The organism is Shewanella waksmanii (genome assembly GCF_043643685.1).
GTDB lineage: Bacteria > Pseudomonadota > Gammaproteobacteria > Enterobacterales > Shewanellaceae > Shewanella > Shewanella waksmanii_A.
This window is the reverse complement of record NZ_JBHZSN010000007.1, coordinates 87,727-103,939: the sequence shown is the minus strand read 5'-3', so window position 1 is coordinate 103,939 and position 16,213 is coordinate 87,727. Positions and strand designations below refer to the sequence as shown.

Here is a 16,213-nt window from a genome sequence, read left to right as displayed (position 1 = left end):
AGAACAGCTTTTAGTACGTAACAAAGTGGCAAACTAAGCCGTTAACTAGGTCGTTGGCCAATCCCTTCGCAGAATCTTCAAAAGACTAATCAAAGAATTAATGTAAAAAGTATTTAAAAAGTACTCATCAATACAGCAAGAGGTTTACTACCAGCAACAGGGCTAAACCGCTAAAAGAGCAATACCACTAGCGCTGTAGGCTCCTAGTCAGCTTTTTCATGCCCTCATCAATACTGACTATGGATTGATACCCTAAATCACGTTTAATGGCATCAATATTAAAGTAATGACTAGTGGATAACTGGCGGGCAACAAAGCGTGTCATCATCGGCTCTTCAGCTTTGCCAAGCATAGAATAAACGGTTTCCAACACAAAACCGGCCGCATACGCAACTGGCGCTGGCACTCGCTTGGTGACGGGCGGTAAATCTACACAGGCTAATATTTTGTTTAGCATCGCCGCCATGGTAATAGGTTCATCGTTACTGACAAAGTAAGCTTTACCGGCACAAGTAGGACTATTTTTAGTTAACGCCAATGCCGCTAGAACATGCGCATAAGCGGCGTTTTCAACAAAAATAGTATCAACCAATTTATCTTGCTTACCCACCAGCTTCAGTTTACCTAAGCGTGCGCGCTCTATTACCCGAGGCACCAGATGTGGATCTTCTGGCCCCCAAATAAGGTGCGGACGAATCGATACGGTTTGCAAACGTTGACCGTTAGCAACTGCTGTACCGCTTGCCTGGCAAACCATTTGCTCAGCTTTGGCTTTAGACTCAGCGTAAAAATTCAAATATCGATTGGCATAGGGAGCTGACTCATCAATCCCTTGTTCATCAACTCCAGCAAAAGTCACGCTTGGTGTACTGGTATAAACAAGATGGGTAATATTATGTTTCTTTGCCGCATTGATGATATTGGCCACGCCATCAACATTCGGTGAATAGTAGCTCGCCTTACTGCCCCAAACTCCGGCCTTAGACGCCACATGAAATATCACATCACACCCCTGCATCGCCGCTTCAACCGCGCCAAGGTCGGCAATGTCACCGGAGATCATATTCACGCCCATGGCTTGCAACTCTGGGTAGTCACCGCGGGCAAATCCTGTCACCGCAATACCCGCTGCTAGCAAACGCACACAGATAGCTTTACCTAAGAAGCCACCCGCCCCAGTCACAAATGCGTGTTTGACCGAGCTATTCAAGCTGACTAATGCTTGTTGCTCAAGAGGATGTAATGATTCAATGGTAATCGTGCTATTAAGCGTAACTTGGCTCATGGTTATTCCTTGTGGGTCTTTTGTGCCCAAACGGCCAGTTTTTCACGAAAAATCTTAGCATTATGGCGAATATCAACAGGAAAGTTTTCATGGATTAAGAATCGGCTAATCCCTTGTGTTTGTTGGTGTTGCTCCGCAAGCTCCGATAAAGCTTGGAACAAAGTAGCGGATTGACTACACGCTAAACTTTTATCAAGCTCGATACACAGCAATGGCACCCGCTGGCCTTTAACATCAATGCCTACCAATGCTGAACGTTTTACCTGAGGGTGAGTATTAAAAATACGCTCAACTGGAATAGAGAAATAGCGCTTACCCGAGGCGGCATCGACTCGATGCGCTTTACGGCCGCACATCCACAACTGACCCGACTCATCAAGGTAACCTAAATCCCCCATACGATGATAATGCTGGTCGCCATCGGTCATTTTAGCCAACTTAGTGGCGGTATCACGGCGATAATAGCGGCGACTCACCATTGGCCCACTAACAATAATTTCGCCAATGGTATTTGGCGGTAAAAGCCTTGCTTGCTGCAAACTAGTTAATGGACTTTCATCAATATCAATAATGGCGATATCAACACTACTAATCGGCTTACCGACACAAATTCCGCCACCATTGTCGGTAATGTCAGTGGTCGTCAATAAGGCATCACTCCCCATCATACTAATGGGCAATGATTCAGTCGCACCGTAGGAATTCAATACCTGCGCCCCAGGATTTAGCATGGTGGTGAACCGTGCAATCGACGGTAAAGTGGCAGGCGCGCCCGCTGAAATAACGCGCTTTAAACTTTCAAGTTTAACTGGCTTATCAGCTTGTGTACCTGCTTGGCCTAAGCGCTCAATCAAGGCGGGGTTAACGAACATATTGCTACATTGGTAGCGCTCAATGGCTGCGAAAATATAGTCTGGATTGGCAGTAATGGGTTTGCTGGCGTCCATATCCGGCACGATTGAAGCCATCCCCAGTGCTGGGCCAAATAACGAAAACAGTGGGAATGTGGCTAAGTCTCGCTCGCCGGCGGTAATTTGGTAGTCTTCACGCAAAGCGGCAATTTGGGCTTCAAACATATTGTGTGAATAGACCACCCCTTTGGGGGTGCCTGTGCTACCGCTAGTGAACAAGATGGCACACATGGCGTTACCATCGAGCCACTGCATATCAAAAGATACTTCTTTTGGCACCGCATTGACGAGGCTGGTTAAACTTGTTGCCCCTGTTAACCAGCTAGCGCTCCCCACATTAATTAAATGCTTTACGCTGCCCTTGCCCCAACCAAACAGTTTTCTGGCAATATGGGCTTTGGGAATGCCGATAAACGCATCGGGCTCAGCTTCTTCGAAACACTGCTTTAGGTTAGCAATCCCCATTCCAGGATCGACAAATATCGGCACGATGCCGGCTTTAAACAGCGCAAAAGTTAACGCGAAAAAGTCGATACTGGGTGTCACCATCAACACCGCTTTCATACCGGGCTGAATGCCATGCTGAGTTAAGGCAAACGCCATGCGGTCGCTCAAGGCATTAAGCGCTGAAAAATCAATCTCATCATAACTCAGTGTACTGGCCTGCCATGGCAAGCCTTTAGCTTGCTGAACCGCGACGGCAAGTTCATTAGGCGAGTGTTGAGCCGCATCAATGAGATGTCGACAAAGATTAGCTGGCTGTGCGCTAGATTGAGTCATCGCCTAATCCTTTTACAAATGGTGTTGTGAATGACTATCAGGACGTCGTCATAAACTGTTGAATATGACCCACCACTTCTTCACTGGCATCTTCAAGAATGTAGTGACCACAATCTGCAAACTCATGCACTTGAGCATGGGGCATCTCTTGCTTCCATTGAGCTAAAAAGTGCTTATCGAAAACAAAATCTTTAAGTCCCCAGCAGATCAAGGTTGGAACCTGACTAAACTTAGACAAAGATGCTGCTATCTCGCTAACTAAGTCGTAGTTTCTATCTTCCGGTTTAAGCGGAATATCCTGCACAAAACGTAAAGTAGAAATGCGATTTTCCCAAGAATTAAACGGCGCAACATAGGCTTTACGGATTTCACTTGGCATGGGTTTGCGCTTCACGCCGACGTAACTTGCTATGGATGAAAACGCATTAAAACCACGCACGAGGCCAGTACCGATAAAGGTGTTACGGCAAATCCATAGTGGCCAAGGAAACGGTTTAGATTTTGGCAGATGAAACGCACCGGTATTTAAAATCACCAGCTTCTTAATGCGCTCAGGGTAACGTGCCGCGTACCCCATACCAATCATACCGCCCCAGTCATGCACAATCAGGGTAATATCTTGCTTAACATTAAGGGAATCGAGTAAGGCTTCTAAATCATCGATACGCTGAGGCAAAGTGTAGTCGTAGCCATCATCACCGGGCTTATCTGATAAACCACAACCGATATGATCAGGCGCAATACATTGATGAGTCGACTTAAGGCTTTCAATCACATTGCGATAATAGAAAGACCAACTTGGATTACCATGCACCATGACAACAGGCTCGCCTTGGCCTTCATTAACATAATGCAGTTTATTGCCGTTTAGATCTAAATAGTGGCGTTGGTAAGGAAAAAGCGTATCTAACATGACTTGTCCTAAAATTGTTCTAGCCCGTGGTCAGCGCTATCGCTGCCACAGGTCATTTTTGTAGGGGACGTGAATATCAATCGTGGCTAAGCATTACCACTTAATACCCAGCATCATGCAGTTCAAACCACTGCCAATACCGAGGAAACTGACTTGGTCGCCCTTTTGCAAGAAGCCTTGATCGTGGGCGATCGCCGCGGTCACTGGTAGAGACACCGTCCCCATATTGCCGAGCAGTTGATAGGTCGGGAACTCTTTCTCTTGAGGGATATTCAATGCGGTTAGCACTTGTTTACGATTTGACGCGCCAACCTGATGACAAATCACTTTATCGACTTGCTCAACCAACCAGTTGCGCTGTTCAAGGAAGTGAGTCCAAGTGTGTCTGGCAAGCTCAACCCCTTCTTTTAACAGTGCCACACCATCTGTGCGCATGAATTCGCGGTAAAGCTGTAAGCCAGCTTCCTGTAATCCCCACTGACACAGATTATGATGCTCGGGCGCCGATAAATGACTTGCACCTAATAGTTGATGTTGACGATCTGATTTCAAATCAACACTGCCGTCGGTCAACAGCACCGCTACCGCACCTGAGCCACCAGTCAGCGTTGCCAATGATTGTGCGTAGTTTTTCATGGTTGGCTCAGCGAGCATATTGTCTATGGTGATATCCACAATGTGTCTTGCTGACTCACATGACACCACAAGACCCGCTTTAATTTGGCCTAACTCAATACGGTTAGCGATATCTAAAATACCACTTAATACACCTAGGCAAGCGTTGCTGATATCGTAAATTGCTGTATCTTTTGACACGCCTAATTCAGCGGCAATACGGCAAGCTGTGGCAGGTTCGTGTTGATCACGGCATACGCCGGTATACACAACAGCTCCAAGGTCGCTGACCTTGATGCCAGTTTCATCAATGGCTTTATTGGCCGCAACCAATGCACCATCCGATAATCTATGCCCTTTTGGCCACCAACGACGCTCATCAATACCCGTAAGTGCAGCTAACTGCCCCATTGGAATACGAAACTTTTGATATAAAGGAGCCAGTCTAGACTCTAGCTCCGAGGTTGAGACGACTTCAGGCGCCAACTCATAAGCTAGGCTATTAATATAAACGCGGGAATATTTCATGAAACAGTATATTTCGCTCACTTTATCGACAAAATTGGCGTCGACAAATATTATTATTCAATGTTAACCCGTCATTTGAACAAGAAAACACGCATCATTCAATAAAAAACCACTTTAAATGGCTTTTTTTCACTTATAGGCCACAATGTAGGGCGCTGTTTTTGCAGCAAATCGACCACGATTTAAATATGATATCTTATTTTAACTATTAAGAAACATAACCTTATGGCCGTTTTCATTCGCAAGCTGCATTTTTCATCATTTTTCAGCCCAAATTAAGCCATTTCTAGGTGTGACAGAGAAATCACAAAAATTAAACAATTCGACCCGATATCCCTGCTCTTGCAAGTAACAAACTCGGTCAAGAAGTAGCCAGCGCTCTAGTGCTTGCCGAAACAGATGGGCAACCAGATCGATTCGCCTGGTGAGTCTTTGCCTTGCAATGCCTTTATCTAAAAACGTTTGCGCTTGCCAAGGGGCGGTTAACTTAACCTGCTTTTGCTCTGCCGCCCAATAGCAAAATGCCTCAAAGCCCTGGTTTAACTGGCTTTGCTTCATGGTCGGCACCGGCAAATAGGCATCAACTCCGGTTTGATAGCGTTGCAACTCATCAAAACCGAGCCGCCAAGCCACTTGCTGCAACCGTTGTTGTCGCTGTTTATCGCTGGCAATCACGCTTTGCTGCAATGGCAGTTGTAGATCATGGCGACTTAAGGTTAATTCACTCTGTTTGGCAAACGTACTTAACGGCTGGTAATACTTATCTTGAATAAGGTGGTAGCAACAAGGGGAAATAGCAATCTGCTGAGTTCCGGCTTCACTGGCTTGCTTGAGCAAACGCACATGCAGGTCGCCACAGGCATGCAAGGCAACCGCTGTTTGCTTTGCTTTAAAATACTGGCCACTATCAGCAGCAAAGGCATCTTGGCAGACAAACTCTTGGGACAATTGCCACTTAGTCGCAAACGCTTGGCCTGACTCACAAAGCGGCGCTTGCCACTCAACACTGGTGACATGGCGGTTTTGCTGTTTAGCAATCAATCGACCTAAATGACCTTTACCCGCACACCACTCCAATACAGTCCGTTCAGATTGCGGGATGGTATCTGCAAAAAGTTGGATTTGTTGCCACTTGCGCCCTTTAATGTGAGCACTAAAATGGGCTGCAACATCATCGGCCAATTGAGTCCCTTGCGCTTTTGCTGCTGGCGTTAGCAAAGGCAGTGCATCGGGGTGTAATAACTCAACAGTAATATCGGCCCCATTTGCTTGTAAGTCGCGCTGCAATGCCGGCAGAAAGGTGTGATACAAGGAATGGCGGTCCGCATCGAGCGATTCTAGCTCTTGATCTGCAATCTGCCAGACTTTGTCGGCAAGTGTTGGAAACAGCTCAGCCCATGGCAGATGACGACATTTAAATGCCTCGACCTGCCATAATGGCCGCAATTGGGTTAACAGCTGATCAAGCTGTTTAAATTGACTTGCTAGCTTCATGTGTTTGACTGCCAATCTACTTGGCTATTGCTCAACATACCGATTTATCTACAGGGCTATACATTAACAAGGCTACTCATTATTGAGACTATTTACCGACAAGCTTGGCGTCAGCGCGTTGTCCCATGCGTTTACCTAACCAAATCCCCAAAAATAGCGGCACAAATACCACGATCATAATAAATAGAATGATATAAATAATCAGATCTTGCAGTAACTTACCCAGTTCATCAAAAACTTTTGCCACAGTAAGCTGGGAAATATGCTCTAAATTGGCAGCGGCTGCCATACGTTCTCTGGCCACCATCTCTTCTATGGCCAAGCGCTCATTTTTCACCATTAAGGTTAGTGCTTCACGCTCTGTCGATAACTGCAATAGTTTATCGTCAGTCACCGCACTTAATTGATTCAATAGCGGTGTTAATTCACGGCGTAAATCAACCGCTAACGACTGCATCATTTCGGGGCTTTGGGCCATTAGCACTTGAAATTTAGCTGAGGTATCAGCAATGCTCTCAAGGGTGCGTTGTACCTCTTCGGAGTTGATATTAGAGTGCAGTGCGTACAATTCTGCTTTCCATCCCAATATCTTCGGCATTTGCTCTGAAATCATCGCCATACGATCTGATATGTCACTCATCACCTCTGGCAAGGTACCAAAGGTAGTGACAGCTTCAAACTCATTAATTTGGTTGTACTGTAACCATGCTTGAAAAGCCGTTTGCCTAGCAAAGCTAAGGTCGGGCAATGGGTTACTCGCGACATACTGCTCAACAAACTTTTGATGCTTGCTAAAATCTGACTTGGACACAAAACCTTTTACTGTGGTTTCAAAATCTTGCTGTAATTTTTTACTCGCATTAACTGCGATTAACTGATGCTCACCAAATAAGTCTTTTCCGGCACCTTGGCTAAAAAACTGACTCATCTGCGCGGTTAATACCCAGGTATCGACCATCGCTGCTACAGGCGAGCTTTGATAAATGCTTCGGCTCAGTGCTTCTTCGGCATTAATTTTCCACATTAACGTATTAGAACGCACCGTGATATCGGCAGAGGTAAGCTCATCTTGTTTAGCGCGCTCGGCAATATCATCGGCAGCGTGCTCTACCCCGATAAAGAACGACTGACTATAGTCACGACTAAACAAGCGCATATTAAGCTGCTCTTGGGGTAAAGGCTCAATACCACTTTCAAGTTTTACCTCAAGTAGTGAACATGCGGACAAAATCATCGCGACAAAAAACGCCAATACACTGCGCCAAACTGTTTTCATAAATGCCTCATACCTATCTAACCGAACAATATCGGTTACTGCAGCGGTTGTTAACTACATAAGTTTATCACCGCATTGATATCTCAACCAATATTCAACTGAGCTTTACGCTTTAGTCGCAAAGGTTTTATGCAATTTTGTCTGTTAGTTTGCATTGAAAGCAATTGAAGATGTGAGCTGAGTCACATACACTGTCGCCATCCCGTCGACAAGAGAACAATTATGCAATCCCCCTGTGTAGCCAAGTGCGGCTTAAATGATGAAGACTATTGCGTTGGATGCTTTCGACACATCGATGAAATCGTCGGTTGGTCTGCCGCCAGTGATGCAGTTAAAGCCGAAATTTGCCAAAAGGCCCAAGCTCGAAAGCACCTTGTCAGCCCCACAGAAAATAAACAAATCATTAGCCGTGCAAAATGGTTAGCAGCTGAAGCACGTATCGCCGATCGCCCTGTTGATTAGCGTAGCGCTATTGATTACGACAGCTAGGTGATTACAACAGTCTTGAAAGTACCAGCGCCCAGTCGATAAATAGCGAAACGGCAATAATTGCCACAATCACCTTTGTGCCAATTGATTTGTAAGCATCTGAATGAGCAGTTATAAGTTCAACTTCCTAACATGGTCTTCCCAACCTGCGGGCTCATGATTAAACTCCGCTCGACTTGGATCTTTGTCAGTAATACACGGCTTGAATGCAGTAAACTTCAATGGCTTTTTATCGTCATCTGATATGTCTGATAACGTCCAGTTACACTGCTTCTTAATATGATTATAAGAAGCTAGATAACGCTTACCTTCTTGTGGAACAAACTCAAGGTTTGGTTGGCAATACTCAGTTTCAATATAAACCCCTTGGGCCCGTTGCTCAAACGTCTTGGTGATAGAAAAAAAAGCAGACATTCTAAAAGGCTCGTTTGCTGGGACCTTAACTGTGACAGCATTAATATTTTCACCCTTATCAGCGTACCAGTCGATTCCTGCCGCATAAGCAACATTATTTAAAATCGCAATAATTCAGGTGATTCTGCAGAGCAATAAGGTGACTCATCCTCTCCTTTAAAACGCAGTATTTTCTTGTTAACGGAATTACTATTCTTAATAAAATTCGCATCTTCAAATTCAATGGTTAAGCTTGCCTGCTTGATATTAGAACTGGGTTCAACATAGACGGGAAACATAATGGACTTTGCAGAAACGCAGCCACCTAAAATAAAGCCTAATGAAACCAGAGGAACGAGATTTTTCAATGTACATCCTTAATCAACTAACGGCTTATTATCCAGCGATTTGGATAAATCCCTGCCGAAAATTTAACAATCGCACAACACACCAATGTAACTTATTGATGTAAAGAGAGTAATCATCCATTGCCAAATGACTTTTTAGGTGTTTTTTGCGCAAAGATGTGGCTTACGTAACTTTTATACCCAGACATGGTTTCAGTATTAGACTGTTTTGATACTAACAAGCTCATCGGTTTGATTAAGTTTTCTAACTCATAATGACTGCTGTGCCACATGGGGATGCCTTGTCCAGAATCAAATTTAATACTCTCTTGGGAGCTGAATTCAGCTAGGTAGGCTATACCTTGAGGTTTAAGCACTCGTGTTAACTCTTCAAATACCGACATGCGCTCTGCAATGTCGTTGATGCAAGTAAAAACTGCACAGGTTATGACTGCCTCGAACGTGTTGTCTCTAAATGGTAGCTTAGCTGATTTAGAAAACCTCAGGTCGAGATGAGGGAACTCAGTAAGGCCACGGTTAATCATTTCCGGCGAACTATCGACGCCAACCAAATTAAGGTAGCCCAACGAGTACAGTTGCTGAGATATACGTCCATAGCCACAACCAAAATCAAGAATTTTTGAATCGGTTGGGATTATGTTTAACAGATCAGGTGTGGAAATTTCTAGATTAAAATCTACACAACTTGCCACTGAATCCCATTTACTCAAGTTGTTTCTCCATTAAACACGTAATGCCTTACTAATCGGCGCATAGTGCTTGGATAAAATAAGCGACGAAGGAGCAAAACCAACTGTTATTTTTCCCGTTGATTTGCTTGTTATGTTTAAAAGATACTAGACGTACTAATTTTACTTTTGGTGAAAACATACAAAAACAAACCGACCCCAAAGCCCCTATTATTACATAAGTCAAAACACCTTCGTACTAATTACATTCACTTTAGACAGCATACGCCCAGTATTTAAGCTGATAATTTACATCATGTTACAGTTAACTAGAATGTGTATTTTTATTAAAGTGATATATTTCCCACAGGTTTAACAATGTCAGAATAAATACAGTTTATTCGCTAGCACCTTTTTACTTTAACCCGGCAATTATTAGATAGCGTACTTAATAATTACAATAGAACATTTAAAGGTCCATCATGACAAACATAACAAAAATATGCTGTATGTTAATCGCGCTTACCTCTATAGTCGTCAATGCGAGTGAAACTAAATCGTTTCCTAATTTGCAGGGACCATGGTTTGGTCAAGAAACACCTGGTTTAATAGCTGAACCCTTTGCTCCTGCAACAGTTTCAATCGATGGGCGCTATGAGTTTGGTGTTTCATTTTCGCAAGATTTAACAGAAATGTACTTTACAACGTTAGATATTATCGAAGGCGTTGATACAGACCCACAAATTTATTATTCAAAAGTGGAAAACAACATATGGACAAAGCCCGAAAGAGCTAATTTTACGAAAAGTAAAATGGCCTATGAGTTAACCCCGCATGCAAGCTTAAATGAAAACAGAGTTTACTTTACAGGGCGCAAGCCTGGCTCCAAGGATTCTGGAGTCTGGTATGTAATTCCCACTAAAAGCGGGTTTAGTGAGGCTAAAAGGTATGAACTACCCTATAACGACGGGCGATTATCTGATATGAATCAAGGGCTAAATGGAGACCTAATTTTTACGAATATGTCAGAGCGTAAAATGTATTATGCTGAAAATAAGAATGGTGAGTTTCTAACACCCAAGCCTATGGATATTGAGTTCGGTATTCATGGGTATATCTCACCAAATGAAGATTATTTATTAGTGAACGCCCCTAACAAAGACAACCAAGATAGAAAAGACCATGACATATTTGTTTATTTTAAGGAAAAAAATGGATCATGGTCAAAGCCCTTAAACCTAGGTCTCGCAGTTAACACACATCACACAGAATCTGTCGCTAGAATTACGCCTGATGGTAAGTTCTTATTTTTTGGCCGCTACAATGAACCTAGCGGCGCGTCGAATATTTATTGGGTAAGTACACAAGTGATTCACGAACTAAAGAAACAGTATTTTTCCAAATAACTGTTCTTGCACTTTGAAAAATGCAAATAGCTAGGGTTAATACACATAACGCCAAGCTAAAGTGCCTGAAACCGTTGTATACTCTTTTGCGAAACAAATGCTAAAACATAAGCCATTAGTAATCAATCTGACCAGGCATTAACTTGTTCAATATCAATATGTAGGACGACATGAAGGTGGTTGCTCCCTGTCTATAACAGAGAGCGCATAGGCTGCCACGTCAATGGCAAATACTTCGGTAAGTTTCAAGATTTGAGCCTCTACCCAACCACGACGGTGGTCATAATTTTTGCCCGTGTATTTATCATCACCACATAAGAAAGCGCGCCGAACAACGCGACTACAGCAATGATAGTAAGCAGTATCTTCGAGACTAATGAGGGTTCTTCTAGGCCTTGGCATGCAACCTCCTTGTTATATGCGCAAAATAAAAATATAAGCCCATTAAAATATAAGCCAGCCATTAATAATCAGTATCTTCCACAGCGTACAACTTATCAAGATCAGGATACTTTTCTCGCAAGTCTATTTGAGATTGTTTATCCAATGCCAGAAATTTACGCATATCTTCCTTGGTAACTTAACGCTTCAATAACCAGCGCAGCTTGCTGCGTCCGGCGCCCAAAGGGCGCGTAGTTTATTGACTTGTTATCTGATGCACAGCCCAACACCATCTGCATCAATATATGTATCATACCTTTCTTCGGTTCTACGCGGGTTAAACTCTTCCACTTGATCCCATTCCCCACTCACTATTGATTCATGTAGCAATAAATATACTTTATTTTTTGGGTATATTGCTGGAAGGTGATATGCAATGAAATCATTTGGTATACGTTCAGCGTCTTCAGACTGTTCCAAATGTAATTGCTTAATAGAGTCTATGATTGAGCGATAGTAGAGTGCGATCAATTTGTTATTAATATCTATCGAGTATTTGACATCATCACCAATTGGGTCGTGGAATTTCACACTCGGAGCTTGGTACAAATTATAAGCCACACTGGCTACTGAAAAATGTACCTGAACAGGGCCTTTCCTAGACTGTGACTTGTGTTTAAGCATTTTATTCGCAGACACTGTTGAGGCTTTGAACCCTTTTGCTTCCACTGCAAACTGTTTTGATCGAGTATCACAGTATAAATCGGGTCTTTCGCCCTTTATTGGATAACCGTTCTGGACCATTGCATCCTCATAGTTATGAGTATATTTGGCACCATATATTTTCTTCGACAAGAAATCTGCTAGAGCCTTTCCAATTTTATTTGAAATTTGACCCAGCTCAGTTGGGTCATTAAAAATTATTTCTGGGATAGAAAAATGGTCAGGTTCAGGCCCCCAATATTGGACAAATTCAAACATAAACCCCAAAAATCGAAATGAATTATACGGAGACCTATTTACTCCCATTCCAGCAAAAGCTAAATGCTTAATAAATTGCAAGTAGGACAAGTTAAGCTCTATGTCTTCTATTTGTCCTTTATCATTTAAATGCTCGACCTTTAGCTTCATACTATTCCTTCAGATAACGCCGCTATCACTGGACAGCGGGCTGTAGTTATAATTTATGTTAACGAAGCGGCAGCGTAGTGCATAAATTGCAACGAAGGACTGCTGTTCCGGTGAATAGCTTTGTTAAATTTTCGCCCACGTTTGGGATGAAATAGCTAGATAGACCCAGACATTGCCCTTTTTATAGGTGTCGGGAGCCCCTGAACCGCCAATAAATGGATAAGGAGTAGCAATATATACCTCTTCCTCTCCTAGCTCCCCGCAGTGAGCTCGTACCTTATCTCTGAAGGCGAAGTCCATGACATCTTCTTGAAACCCGGGATTTAGCAGAACTCTATCTACAAAGCGCTGCCAATCTGTAAACCCCATAGGCTCGATAGTGTTTTCCATTGTAAATAGAATGGCGACTTCGTTTGACTTAGGGTTGATAAGGAAAAGATCACCAAAATCGGTGTAGCCTTTAACTAGAGAGTATTCTCCAGCCAGATCTACCCATTCATCTAAGACTTCCGAAGATAGGGGTTCTTCGAATAAGTGGTACATAAGTTCCCTTTAAATTTAACAGCTTATTATCCTGCGTCTCGGATAAATCCCTGCTTAAAATGTTAATTTACATTCAACATATCAATGTAACTTATTGATGTAAAGAGACTAATCTTATTCCAGCTACAACGTTAAGATTTAAACACGCCGCAAAACTGAACAAGCACATTTATCGAGTCCATTGAAAGTTCGCAAGGATTTTTTAAGCCTATGATAAATAGTAATTATTTTAAACCCGACAAATTTATCGGTGCGTATTATTACTATTTTTTGTCCGATAAAAGTGGCAAATTCTTTGAAATAAATTATAACTGTATAAATATACAGTATCGATAGATTTTGGAAAGAATATGTCTAAACTCGGATTTTTAGAGGCCATACGCAATGCGATTCGCATCCGTCACTACAGTTACCAAACAGAAAAGAGCTATTTATCTTGGAATCGTTGCATCATAAGGTTTCATCAAATTAATAATGCTAGAGAACTTATTGTTAAGCATATAGAAGACTTTTTGACCTATATTGCTGTACATCGCAAGGTATCTAGTAGTACACAACAACAAGCATTATGTGCCATCGTGTTTGCTTATAAGCATGTCCTCAATATCGATACACAAGCATTAAATTATGCCTATGCTAAACAACCCGTTAGGTTACCTCAGGTGTTGAATGAAGATGAGGCAATGACAATCATTGGCGCTTTACCGGCAAAATATAGTCTCATTGCTTCAATTTTATTTGGTGGTGGTTTAAGGCTTAATGAGGCGCTAAAGTTAAGGGTAAAAGATGTTGATTTTACCGATAACTCACTATTTATATTTCGTGGCAAAGGCCGAAAAGATCGTAAAACTATACTACCTAAAGGCTTAAATGAAAGATTAAAAACTCATCTTGAGCTGGTGAAGTTAATCCACGAGCGTGATCTAAGTGATGGTCACGGTATTGCATCCCTACCCTCTGCCTTATTAAGAAAATACCAACACAATGCAAAACAATGGTACTGGCAATATATTTTTCCTGCGAGTCACCGCTGCCTCCATCCTACTGACGGGTATGTCTGTCGTCATCACATACACCCAACAGCATTTACTAGGGCATTACGATCAGCGGTTAAAGATGTGGGTATCGAAAAGCGGGTTACCGCACACACCTTCAGGCACTCAATTGCTACCAGCATATTAAAAAGCGGTGCAGATATACGGACTTTACAAGAACTATTGGGCCATAAAGATATTAAAACGACACAAATATACACACACGTAGCGGGCCTACACCAATCAGGAATTGTTAGTCCATTCGATAAATAACGTAAAGTGCTTGCTAGCGTTAACTCCTCTCTAACCTAATTTCCATATGGATAAGCCTGTTGCGTTTAATTTGATTAAACATTGCCATCCTAAGTTCGAAAAACCAATTGTTACCATGATATTAAGCCAACTTCAGTTGTTCGCTTCTATCTAATCACTCAACCACAACGGCCACCACCCCTTACTTCTTCTTATTCATCATGCCTTTTAAATCCGCAAATGGATTGTATGTGGCGGCTTCGACTTTGGTTTCAGTGGTGTCACCGTACTGGATCAGTTCTTCATATTTGGCATGTTCGTTGTCGTGGCAGTACAAGCACAACAATTCCCAATTAGAGCCATCTGAGGGATTATTGTCGTGGTTATGATCCACATGGTGCACTGTGAGCTCTCTTAAGTTGGCATGGGTAAATTCACGGGTACAGCGGCCGCAGATCCACGGATATAGTTTTAACGCTTGCTCGCGATACCCCATTTCGCGTTTGGCTTTGTACTCTCTTGCTTGAGCCAATACGCGGTCCAGTTTACTTGGTTGATCAGACATTGCTTACTCTCTTATTCACATTTGTTTTGTGTTGTTTTGTCTTATTTTGTGCTGTTTTGCATTGTTTGCCTTATTTGGCGCATCTGCCAAGAATAAGCTTGGATAACACCAGTTTCAACCTTAAGCCTCAGCAATTGGCGCCCGATCGACAAATACTACTTTGCGCCATTAAAAAAACAAAAAGCAGCCTAATGGCTGCTTTTTAGTTTCATCGCTTACTTGCGTAAATTCGCCCTTGGCGGTTTAGACTTTTTTCATCTCTTCATATGAAGTATGACGTACATCTTTACCTTTAACGAAGTAGATAATGTATTCGCAAATATTTTGACAACGATCGCCTACACGCTCTACTGCGCGGGCAGCCCAAAGTACATCAAGCACTTCTGGAATTGAGCGCGGGTCTTCCATCATGTAAGTCATTAATTGACGAATGATACCTTCGTATTCACTGTCGAGTTTTTTATCTTCACGGTGCAGCTCAATCGCCACCTCTGCATCCATACGCGCTAACGCATCTAAGGTATCATGCAAAGTACGTGTGGCATGGCGTCCCATGTTTTCAATGCTCACTAAAAGCGGCTGCTGGTTCTTTAAACGTTTATCGAGTGCGGCATTGGCAATCTTTACGCAAGCATCGCCAATACGCTCTAAATCAGCAATGGTTTTTGAGATCGCGATAATCATACGTAAATCGCTGGCAGCAGGCTGGCGCTTAGCAATGATGCGGGTACACTCTTCGTCAATTGACACTTCCATGTCATTAACTCGATGGTCGCCTTCAATCACCTTTTGTGCCAAGTCAGCGTCAAGTGATACCAATGCATTGAGGGCTTCTTGCAGTTGGTTTTCAACTAAACCACCCATCGCCAAAACGCGGTTGCGAATATCATCAAGCTCGGCGTTAAACTGGCCTGAGATATGACGATTTAAATTCATGTTTTCCATTATCTAATAACCTTAATAATCTGATTTAAAATAGCACTATTAAACTAATACCAATCGGCATAAAGATGTGATCACTCAGCGAGAGTTTAGCGCTTCTGAGACAAGGCAACGAATGAAGGACATAGTTACTCTACGTTCAAGTTCGTTTACACAGTATCAGAAGTGCTAAAACTCGCCCTTTGGGCGCTTTTTTGGCTGCCTACTTCTTCGTTGAATAACTTCCCAATAGAACCACT

16 protein-coding genes and 1 pseudogene are annotated in these 16,213 nt (G+C 42.8%); 3 read left to right on the top strand and 14 right to left on the bottom strand.

All coding sequences use genetic code 11. The annotated features are described in order from the left end of the window. Positions 1 to 187 precede the first annotated feature (187 nt). The 6 genes from oleD to ACHUFW_RS12625 all read right to left on the bottom strand — a co-directional run bounded on the left by oleD (position 188) and on the right by ACHUFW_RS12625 (position 7,802). Complete coding sequence (gene oleD / locus ACHUFW_RS12650; RefSeq protein ID WP_394203549.1) at positions 188 to 1,285, bottom strand: 2-alkyl-3-oxoalkanoate reductase; 1,098 nt, start codon at positions 1,283 to 1,285, stop codon at positions 188 to 190. A gap of 2 nt (positions 1,286 to 1,287) precedes the next feature. Beyond that, positions 1,288 to 2,976 (bottom strand): olefin beta-lactone synthetase, encoded by a 1,689-nt coding sequence (oleC, locus tag ACHUFW_RS12645; RefSeq protein WP_394203547.1) that lies wholly within the window; start codon positions 2,974 to 2,976, stop codon positions 1,288 to 1,290. Between the two features lie 37 nt (positions 2,977 to 3,013). Beyond that, entirely contained in the window at positions 3,014 to 3,889 is an 876-nt protein-coding gene (locus tag ACHUFW_RS12640) for an alpha/beta fold hydrolase (protein ID WP_394203545.1), read from the bottom strand. A 93-nt stretch (positions 3,890 to 3,982) separates the two neighbouring features. Continuing rightward, entirely contained in the window at positions 3,983 to 5,032 is a 1,050-nt protein-coding gene (locus ACHUFW_RS12635) for a 3-oxoacyl-ACP synthase III (RefSeq protein ID WP_394203543.1), read from the bottom strand. A gap of 258 nt (positions 5,033 to 5,290) precedes the next feature. Further along, positions 5,291 to 6,526 carry a methyltransferase gene (locus ACHUFW_RS12630; RefSeq protein ID WP_394203542.1) on the bottom strand — a complete coding sequence of 412 codons (1,236 nt, stop codon included), beginning with the start codon at positions 6,524 to 6,526 and terminating at the stop codon, positions 5,291 to 5,293. 88 nt (positions 6,527 to 6,614) lie between these two features. Then, positions 6,615 to 7,802 carry a chemotaxis protein gene (locus ACHUFW_RS12625; protein WP_394203541.1) on the bottom strand — a complete coding sequence of 396 codons (1,188 nt, stop codon included), beginning with the start codon at positions 7,800 to 7,802 and terminating at the stop codon, positions 6,615 to 6,617. Between the two features lie 222 nt (positions 7,803 to 8,024). Here ACHUFW_RS12625 and ACHUFW_RS12620 point away from each other — a divergent pair, with 222 nt between their 5' ends. Next, entirely contained in the window at positions 8,025 to 8,264 is a 240-nt protein-coding gene (locus tag ACHUFW_RS12620) for a DUF1289 domain-containing protein (protein WP_394203539.1), read from the top strand. A gap of 138 nt (positions 8,265 to 8,402) precedes the next feature. Here ACHUFW_RS12620 and ACHUFW_RS12615 read toward each other — a convergent pair whose 3' ends face one another. From ACHUFW_RS12615 to ACHUFW_RS12605, 3 genes are all read right to left on the bottom strand, one after another. Then, positions 8,403 to 8,705 carry a hypothetical protein gene (locus tag ACHUFW_RS12615; protein ID WP_394203538.1) on the bottom strand — a complete coding sequence of 101 codons (303 nt, stop codon included), beginning with the start codon at positions 8,703 to 8,705 and terminating at the stop codon, positions 8,403 to 8,405. 98 nt (positions 8,706 to 8,803) lie between these two features. Continuing rightward, positions 8,804 to 9,052, bottom strand: a complete 249-nt coding sequence (locus ACHUFW_RS12610; protein ID WP_394203537.1) for a hypothetical protein — start codon at positions 9,050 to 9,052, stop codon at positions 8,804 to 8,806. Positions 9,053 to 9,165: 113 nt separating this feature from the next. Beyond that, positions 9,166 to 9,762 carry a class I SAM-dependent methyltransferase gene (locus tag ACHUFW_RS12605; RefSeq protein WP_394203536.1) on the bottom strand — a complete coding sequence of 199 codons (597 nt, stop codon included), beginning with the start codon at positions 9,760 to 9,762 and terminating at the stop codon, positions 9,166 to 9,168. 440 nt (positions 9,763 to 10,202) lie between these two features. On the opposite strand from ACHUFW_RS12605, the gene ACHUFW_RS12600 reads away from it, so the two are divergent. After that, positions 10,203 to 11,126 (top strand): hypothetical protein, encoded by a 924-nt coding sequence (locus tag ACHUFW_RS12600; protein WP_394203534.1) that lies wholly within the window; start codon positions 10,203 to 10,205, stop codon positions 11,124 to 11,126. A 125-nt stretch (positions 11,127 to 11,251) separates the two neighbouring features. Here the strand turns inward: ACHUFW_RS12600 and ACHUFW_RS12595 are convergent. From ACHUFW_RS12595 to ACHUFW_RS12585, 3 genes and pseudogenes are all read right to left on the bottom strand, one after another. Next, a pseudogene (locus ACHUFW_RS12595) lies at positions 11,252 to 11,528 on the bottom strand (hypothetical protein); the annotation flags it as partial. A gap of 246 nt (positions 11,529 to 11,774) precedes the next feature. Continuing rightward, positions 11,775 to 12,638, bottom strand: a complete 864-nt coding sequence (locus ACHUFW_RS12590; protein ID WP_394203532.1) for a hypothetical protein — start codon at positions 12,636 to 12,638, stop codon at positions 11,775 to 11,777. 123 nt (positions 12,639 to 12,761) lie between these two features. Continuing rightward, positions 12,762 to 13,181, bottom strand: a complete 420-nt coding sequence (locus tag ACHUFW_RS12585) for a T6SS immunity protein Tdi1 domain-containing protein (protein ID WP_394203531.1) — start codon at positions 13,179 to 13,181, stop codon at positions 12,762 to 12,764. Between the two features lie 350 nt (positions 13,182 to 13,531). On the opposite strand from ACHUFW_RS12585, the gene ACHUFW_RS12580 reads away from it, so the two are divergent. Next, entirely contained in the window at positions 13,532 to 14,488 is a 957-nt protein-coding gene (locus ACHUFW_RS12580; protein WP_394203530.1) for an integron integrase, read from the top strand. A 181-nt stretch (positions 14,489 to 14,669) separates the two neighbouring features. Here the strand turns inward: ACHUFW_RS12580 and ACHUFW_RS12575 are convergent, their stop codons facing one another. Both ACHUFW_RS12575 and phoU read right to left on the bottom strand, forming a co-directional pair. After that, a complete protein-coding gene (locus ACHUFW_RS12575; protein ID WP_394203528.1) occupies positions 14,670 to 15,032 on the bottom strand; it encodes a YajD family HNH nuclease in 363 nt (120 codons plus the stop codon). Between the two features lie 243 nt (positions 15,033 to 15,275). Then, positions 15,276 to 15,977 (bottom strand): phosphate signaling complex protein PhoU, encoded by a 702-nt coding sequence (gene phoU, locus ACHUFW_RS12570; protein WP_394203526.1) that lies wholly within the window; start codon positions 15,975 to 15,977, stop codon positions 15,276 to 15,278. Positions 15,978 to 16,213: the final 236 nt, after the last annotated feature.